Origin of the sequence: Paenibacillus sp. UASWS1643, from assembly GCF_008693195.1 — a bacterium.
Lineage (GTDB): Bacteria > Bacillota > Bacilli > Paenibacillales > Paenibacillaceae > Paenibacillus > Paenibacillus amylolyticus_B.
The window spans coordinates 1-250 of the sequence record NZ_VXKZ01000016.1 but is presented as its reverse complement, the minus strand read 5'-3'; the positions used below and the strand labels follow the sequence as shown (position 1 = coordinate 250).

The 250-nt window shown below is 34.4% G+C and carries 1 protein-coding gene; it reads left to right on the top strand.

What is annotated here, in order from left to right; genetic code table 11:
• On the top strand, positions 1-189 hold a 189-nt coding region (locus FE296_RS00080), incomplete at its 5' end, for an alanine racemase C-terminal domain-containing protein (RefSeq protein ID WP_317889393.1).
• Positions 190-250: the final 61 nt, after the last annotated feature.

Below are 250 nucleotides of genomic sequence, written 5' to 3'. Positions count from 1 at the left end.
TCACTATTAGTTAACGGCAAGTTTTGTCCAATTGTGGGTCGAGTTTGCATGGATCAACTAATGCTTAAAGTAGATGAACCAGTAGAGCCAGGTACAAAAGTTACAATTGTGGGTCAAGACGGTAAAGAAAAGATTACTTTACAAGACATTGCGTCATATTGTTATACAATTCATTATTTTTTTTCTTGATTACTCACTTATAGTCTAACACGCATTGTGGTAGAATAACCCGTTTTAAGAGGATTAATCA